The sequence below is a fragment of the Nocardioides ganghwensis genome (genome assembly GCF_014779655.1).
In the GTDB taxonomy this organism is placed as follows: Bacteria; Actinomycetota; Actinomycetes; order Propionibacteriales; family Nocardioidaceae; genus Nocardioides; species Nocardioides ganghwensis.
Genome location: NZ_JACXYX010000022.1, coordinates 54,118 through 60,139, shown reverse-complemented (window position 1 = coordinate 60,139; position 6,022 = coordinate 54,118). Strand labels below are relative to the sequence as shown.

Here is a 6,022-nt window from a genome sequence, read left to right as displayed (position 1 = left end):
CCGATCACGACCCGACCCGATGTTGTCGCTGTGCTCATGCCTTCCTCCGATACTCGAACCACTGTGGTTGTCGAGCCGGGAGGGCAACGCTGCTTCGAGCTGGGCACACCCCTCTTGAGCCTCTCCTAGCCCTGGCGACGCCCGGGCAGCGCAGGCCAAATGAGAGCCACACGACCAGCGTGGGCAGCCGCGATGAGAGCGTCAGCCCGGGCGCCTGGACCGAGCCTCGCCAGGCACCGGTCCTGGGTCAATGGAACAAGCAGCCGCGATCAGCGCGCCCGGCAACTGCCGATGAGCGGGTTCCCCCACGGGTCACGGCGCGGCCCCGGGTTCACCCGTCCTCGAGTGAACCCTCGCCCTTGCCGGTGATGGTCCACACCTGACCCGGGCACCACTTCTCGGTGAGTTCAGCGAACACAGTCCCGCCCCCCAGACTCTCGCAGCCACTGGCAGGGAGGCACGCCACCGCCAAGCAGAGCAGCACCCTCTGTGATTGCATCCCGGCTCCTACCGATCGAGTCGCGGCCACAGTAGGTCCCAGCCATCGCCAACGTCGCGAAGTCCACCCCATCAGCCGAGCCGAAGCGGTCCCGGGCTCGTGTCTGCCGCGGTCCGCGCGGTCGGCGGGGTCGGCTCGAAGTCCACTCGCACCAGGTACGAGCGAGCTGCGAGCTAGGCGCCCGCCCACGTGTCCACGAGGTCCAGGCACCAGTCCATGTGCCTGCCCGGGTGCCCGACGAGGCAGCTCGCCGTGACGAGGCCGTACGCCGCGCGGTAGAGCACCAGCACCGCGGGGTCGTGGTCGAAGCGGCGTACGACGAGGTCGTCGAGGGCCGCCGTCGCCGCGGCGGCTCCGGGACCGAACATGTCCTGCAGGCAGGCGGCGACCGCCGCGTCGAAGGCCGGGTCGCCGAGAGTGGACACGTAGCCGAAGTCGAGCAGCCCCACCGGCCGACCGCTCTCGAGCAGGACGTGCACCGGTCCCAGGTCGCCGTGGACGAGCCGCGGGGGAACGGGCGGCACCGCTCGCAGTGCCTCCGCCATCCGCGCGGCCACGCCGTCGGCCAGGAGGTCGCCGAGCAGCTCCGCGCGACGCAGCACGAGGTCGGCCAGCGAGGCGCCGAACGGGACCGAGGGGTCGAACGGTCGCTCGCCGTCCGGCACGGGCAGGAGCGCCATGTCCGGGTGCACCGGGACCTGTGACAGACCGGCCAGCACGTCCACGACCGGTCCCGGTCCGAGGTCGTCCTCCGCGCGCCCCGGCAGCAGGGGGTGGACGGTGACCACGAGGCCGTCGACCTCGCCGACGTCGAGGATGCGGGGCACGGCCAGCTCTACGCCGGCCTCGACGAGGCCGTCGTGCACCGCGTCGTAGAAGGCGCGCAGCCGGTCGACCTCGACGCGCGGGCGCCGGTCCCACACCTTGACGACGCGCTCCTCGTCGAGGGCGGCCACCATGCCCTCCATGCCGCGCCCGACCTCGTGCGTGACGGGATAGCCGGCAGCACGCAGCCGATCGAGCTGGTCGGCGCCCACCGGGTGGGTGCTCACCCGACGACGTGCACGGACACGCCCGGCTCCCCGGGGAGGGTGAGCGTGCCGTCGGCCACCTCGGCCGGAGCACCGGCGAGAGTGGTGAGGGCGGTCTCGGGCCCCAGGGCGTGCGCCGGGAGGTCGACCGCGGCGCACGGGCGGCGCACGGCGTGGACGAGCAACGTCTGGTCGGGGTGCTCGCGCAGGAAGGTCATCGAGTCCTCCCCGGCGTGCAGCCAGCGCATCCCGCCGCGGCGCAGCGCGACGTGCTGGCGGCGCAGCGCGATCCAGCGGCGGTAGGCCTCGAGGGTCGGCTGGTCCCAGGTCTCGGGGTGGTCCCACGGGAAGGGCGTACGGGCGTGCTCGCCGTCGACCGCGGTCAGGCCGAGCTCGTCGCCCATGAAGACCACCGGCACGCCCGGCATCGTCATCTGCAGCGACAGCCCGACGAGGTGCAGGTCGCGTCCGCGGCCGTCGAGGTCGACGCGGCCGTCGGTGCCGCCGCCGGTGACCGTACGGAACCGCGGGGTGTCGTGGGAGTCGAGGTGCATGGTGGAGCCCTGCCAGGACGTCCACGGGATCGACCCGTGCACCTCGCGCATGGTGGCGACCGCCGCCGACGCCGGCAGGACGGGGATGTCGACGGGGAGGCCGAGGTAGTCCAGGCCGTGCGGCAGGCCCTCGCCGCCGGGGGCGCCCCCGTTGAGCCAGCACCACAGCGGCCGGGTGAAACCGGCGTAGTCCATGGTCCCGTGCCAGCCGGGGCCGGTGAGGTCGGCGGTCGCGTCGTGGCCGTGCTCGGCGAGCAGCCATGCGTCGGGCGACACGTCGCGGATGGTGCGCCGGATCTCCTGCGCGACCTGGTGGGCGAGGTCGTCGGCGCCGAAGCGGCCGGTCATGTTGGCGACGTCGACGCGCCAGCCGTCGAGGCCGCGGCGCAGCCAGTGCGCGACCACGGAGTCGGGACCGGAGTAGAGCCGGCGCGCCATCTCGGCCGACGTGTGGTCGAGCTTGGGCAGGCTGGGGATGTCGAGCCAGGCGGCGTAGCCGTGGGGGTACTCGTCGGAGAAGCGGTAGAACGAGCGCTCGGGCGAGGACGGGTCGGCGAGGGCCCGCTCGAACCAGTCGTGGTGCTCGCCGGTGTGGTTGGTCGTCAGGTCGCCGACCAGGCGCAGGCCGTGGTCGTGGACGGCCCCGGCGAGGCGCTCGAGCGCCTCGTCGCCGCCGAGCAGCGGGTCGACGCGGTCGAAGGAGACGGCGTCGTAGCGGTGGGTGGACCAGGCCTCGAAGACCGGGGTGAGGTAGAGAAGGGTCGCGCCCAGCAGGTCGAGGTGGTCGAGGTGCTCGGCGACCCCGTCGAGCGTCCCGCCGTACCACTGGTACGGCACGTCCGGTCCCTTGTGCACCACGGGCTGGTCCCACTCGCAGGGGATCGCCCAGTCCGGGACCGGGGCGCCGGTCTCGGTGCGGCCGAAGCGGTCGGGGAAGACCTGGTAGCCGATCTCGTCGGCGACCCAGTCGGGCAGCAGGTGCTCGGTGCTGATGCGGAAGTCGCCGGCGTCGGCGACGTCGCGCGCGTGCACGCCGGTCGCGGTGAGCCACCGGTAGTCCGACGGTCCGCGGGACACCAGGAAGCGGTAGGACGTCACCCGGTTGACCAGTCGCAGGCCCACCTCCCACCACGCGCCGGCGGCGTCCTCGGAGACCTGCTCGGCGTTGCTGACCGCGGGCTCGCCGTCGCGCACGGCGCGCAGCACCACCCGGCTCGCCCCGGGCGATCCGTCGGCGGCGTGAGGCACCCGTACGCGCAGGGTCACCTCGCCGCCGAGGCGCGCGCCGGCGCCGTGGACGTACGTCGGGGAGCCGTCGTGGTGCGGGTCGAGCGGGTGGGGCACTCCGGCCACGCGGATCAGCCCTTCACACCGCCGGCGGTGATGCCGCCGACGATGAACCGCTGGAGGTAGAGGAAGAGCAGCACCACGGGGATCGCGGTGAGGATCGAGCCGGCGGCGAAGACGCCGAGGTTGTTGGAGCGGTCGGCGTCGATGAGTCCGTAGAGACCGGTCGCGAGGGTCTTGTTGCCGGAGTCGCGCAGGAAGATGGAGGCCATGAGGAACTCGCCGATCGTGCCGACGAAGACCAACAGGCCGCAGACGGCGAGGATCGGGCGCACGAGCGGCAGGATGATGCGGAAGAAGACCTGCACGTGGCTCGCGCCGTCGATCATCGCGGCCTCGTCGAGCGACATCGGGATCGAGTCGAAGAAGCCCTTGATGAGCCACACCTGGCCCAGCGAGCCGCCGCACATCATCAGGATGTAGCCGGCCAGGGTGTCCAGGCCGATCGCCGGGATGACCGCCCCGAGGTCGGTGAACATCAGGTAGAGCGCGACCGCGGCGAGGAACTGCGGGAACATCTGGATCAGCAGCAACGCCAGCAGGCCGCCACGGCGGCCCTTGAAGCGGAACCGGCTGAAGGCGTAGGCCGCCAGCGCGCTGAACAGCAGCTGGACGAAGACCACGACGACGCACACGATGATGCTGTTGCGCGCCCAGGTGCCGTAGGGCTGCTCGTCGAGGAGCTGGGTGAAGTTGGTGAGGCTGAACGTCTGCGGGATCAGCGTGGACGTGACCACGTTGCCCAGCGGGTTGAGCGCGGCCGAGATCAGGTAGGACACCGGGAAGAGCGCCCACACGACCGCGACGACGCCGACGAGGTGGCGCCAGCCGATCTCGCGGAACCAGCGGCCGGCACTCAGCTTGACCTTCGGCGCGGGGTCGCCGCCGCGTCGTCGACGCTTGCGTTCGGTGACGACGGTCGCGCCGGCGAGCGGTCCCTGGACATCGGTCATGTCAGTTCACATCCTCGAGCGAGCGGGTGGCACGGAACTGGAGCGCGGCGATCAGGCCGGTGACGACGAACAGCACCACGGAGACGGCGGCCGCGAACCCGATCTGGACGCCACCCGCGCCGAAGGCGAGCCGGTAGGTGTAGCTGATCAGGATGTCGGTGCCGCCCGCGGTGGGGTTGTCCGGGGTGAAGGGGCCGCCACCGGTGAGCAGGAAGATGGCGCCGAAGTTGTTGAAGTTGAAGGCGAACGTCGCCACGAGCAGCGGCGCCACGGTGACGAGCAGCAGCGGCAGCGTGATCCGACGGAAGCCGGCGAAGCCGCCCGCGCCGTCGATCGTGGCGGCTTCCTTCAGCTCGTCCGGGATGGCCTGGAGGGCTCCGGTGCTGACGAGGAACATGTAGGGGAAGCCCATCCACAGGTTCGTGAGGAGCACCGCGATCTTGGCGGTCGTCGCACCGCCGAACCAGTTGATGTCGAGCCCGGTGATGTCGTTGATCAGGCCGAAGTCCTCGTTGTAGAAGCTCGACCAGAGCAGCAGGGAGATGAAGCCCGGGATCGCGTACGGGAGGATCAGCAGGGCCCGGTAGATCTTCTGCCCGCGCACGCGCGAGTCGTTGAGCGAGATGGCGAAGAACAGCCCGAGCAGGAACGTGCCGATCACCGAGAAGGTGGCGAAGACGACCGTCCACACGAAGATGCCGAAGAAGCTGCTGCTGATCCGGCTGTCGGTGAAGATCCGCTCGTAGTTGCGCCAGCCGACGTTGGCCGTCCACGACTGGTCGGACAGGCGCTGGCCCTCGTCATCGACGAAGAACTCCCGGTCACCCTGCTGCTCGGCCGTGTAGACGGTGTCGGTGGTGGTGTCGGTGATCGTGTCGGCGTCCTCGTCGTAGACGAGCGTCGGGGCACCCTCGAAGGCCTCGCTGGTGCCGTCGCGCACGATGAAGTTGCCATTGTCGGTGGGGACGGCGATCTCGTCGAGCGCGTCCGCGGCGGCGCTGACCTGACGGATGTCGAGGACGGTGAAGCCCTCGATCGCGGTGACGCGACCGTTGTCGACGGTGACGCCGTCCGGATCCTCCTCGAGCCCGTCCTCGGTGCCCTCGAAGACGGTCTCGGGATCGCTCTGCGGCACCAGGAAGTAGGTGAAGGGCCCGGACTCGGGGTCACCGTCCGTGGCGATGGTGAGGTTGTACTGCGGCGAGTCGTCGGACCGCACCACCGACGACCCGACGATCCGGTCGACGGTCGTCTGCTTGTCGTTGCGGGTGCCGTCGCCGTAGTTGGTGAACGAGGTCTGCGCGGTCAGGAAGATCGGGTAGACCACGAAGAGGGCGAGCATCAGCGTGCCGGGCACGAGGTACTTCGCCGGCAGCGCGCGCCCGGTGGCGTACGTCGCGACCAGGATCACGGTGACCACCCAGATCCCGACGAGGAACGTCCAGGATCGCTCGCCCACCAGGGCGGGCGTCAGCGCGATCGCGGTGCCGATGACGACGCCGAGGAAGAGCACCTTGACGAGGAGTGCGGGGATCCCGTCGCGGCCGGGCTTGGTGAACCCGAAGCGGGACCCGCCGTCCGCGTCGGGGTCCTTCTGGTTGTCGATCGTGTCGCGCAGGTCCGCCATGTCAGCTGCCC

4 protein-coding genes are annotated in these 6,022 nt (G+C 70.9%); all 4 read right to left on the bottom strand.

Annotated features, from left to right (window positions below; translation table 11 throughout):
* Window positions 1–672: 672 nt before the first annotated feature.
* From IEZ24_RS19840 to IEZ24_RS19825, 4 genes are read right to left on the bottom strand one after another with little or no spacing between them, the layout of a single operon-like run.
* The gene (locus tag IEZ24_RS19840; protein ID WP_129456738.1) at window positions 673–1,551 is read right to left on the bottom strand and encodes a phosphotransferase family protein; all 879 of its coding nucleotides are present in this window, start codon (window positions 1,549–1,551) and stop codon (window positions 673–675) included.
* Window positions 1,548–3,437 (bottom strand): glycoside hydrolase family 13 protein, encoded by a 1,890-nt coding sequence (locus tag IEZ24_RS19835; RefSeq protein ID WP_129456739.1) that lies wholly within the window; start codon window positions 3,435–3,437, stop codon window positions 1,548–1,550. The genes IEZ24_RS19840 and IEZ24_RS19835 overlap by 4 nt, the downstream gene beginning before the upstream one ends.
* Window positions 3,438–3,442: 5 nt before the next feature.
* Window positions 3,443–4,384 carry a sugar ABC transporter permease gene (locus IEZ24_RS19830; RefSeq protein WP_129456740.1) on the bottom strand — a complete coding sequence of 314 codons (942 nt, stop codon included), beginning with the start codon at window positions 4,382–4,384 and terminating at the stop codon, window positions 3,443–3,445.
* A gap of 1 nt (window position 4,385) precedes the next feature.
* A complete protein-coding gene (locus tag IEZ24_RS19825; protein WP_129456741.1) occupies window positions 4,386–6,011 on the bottom strand; it encodes an ABC transporter permease subunit in 1,626 nt (541 codons plus the stop codon).
* Window positions 6,012–6,022 lie beyond the last annotated feature (11 nt).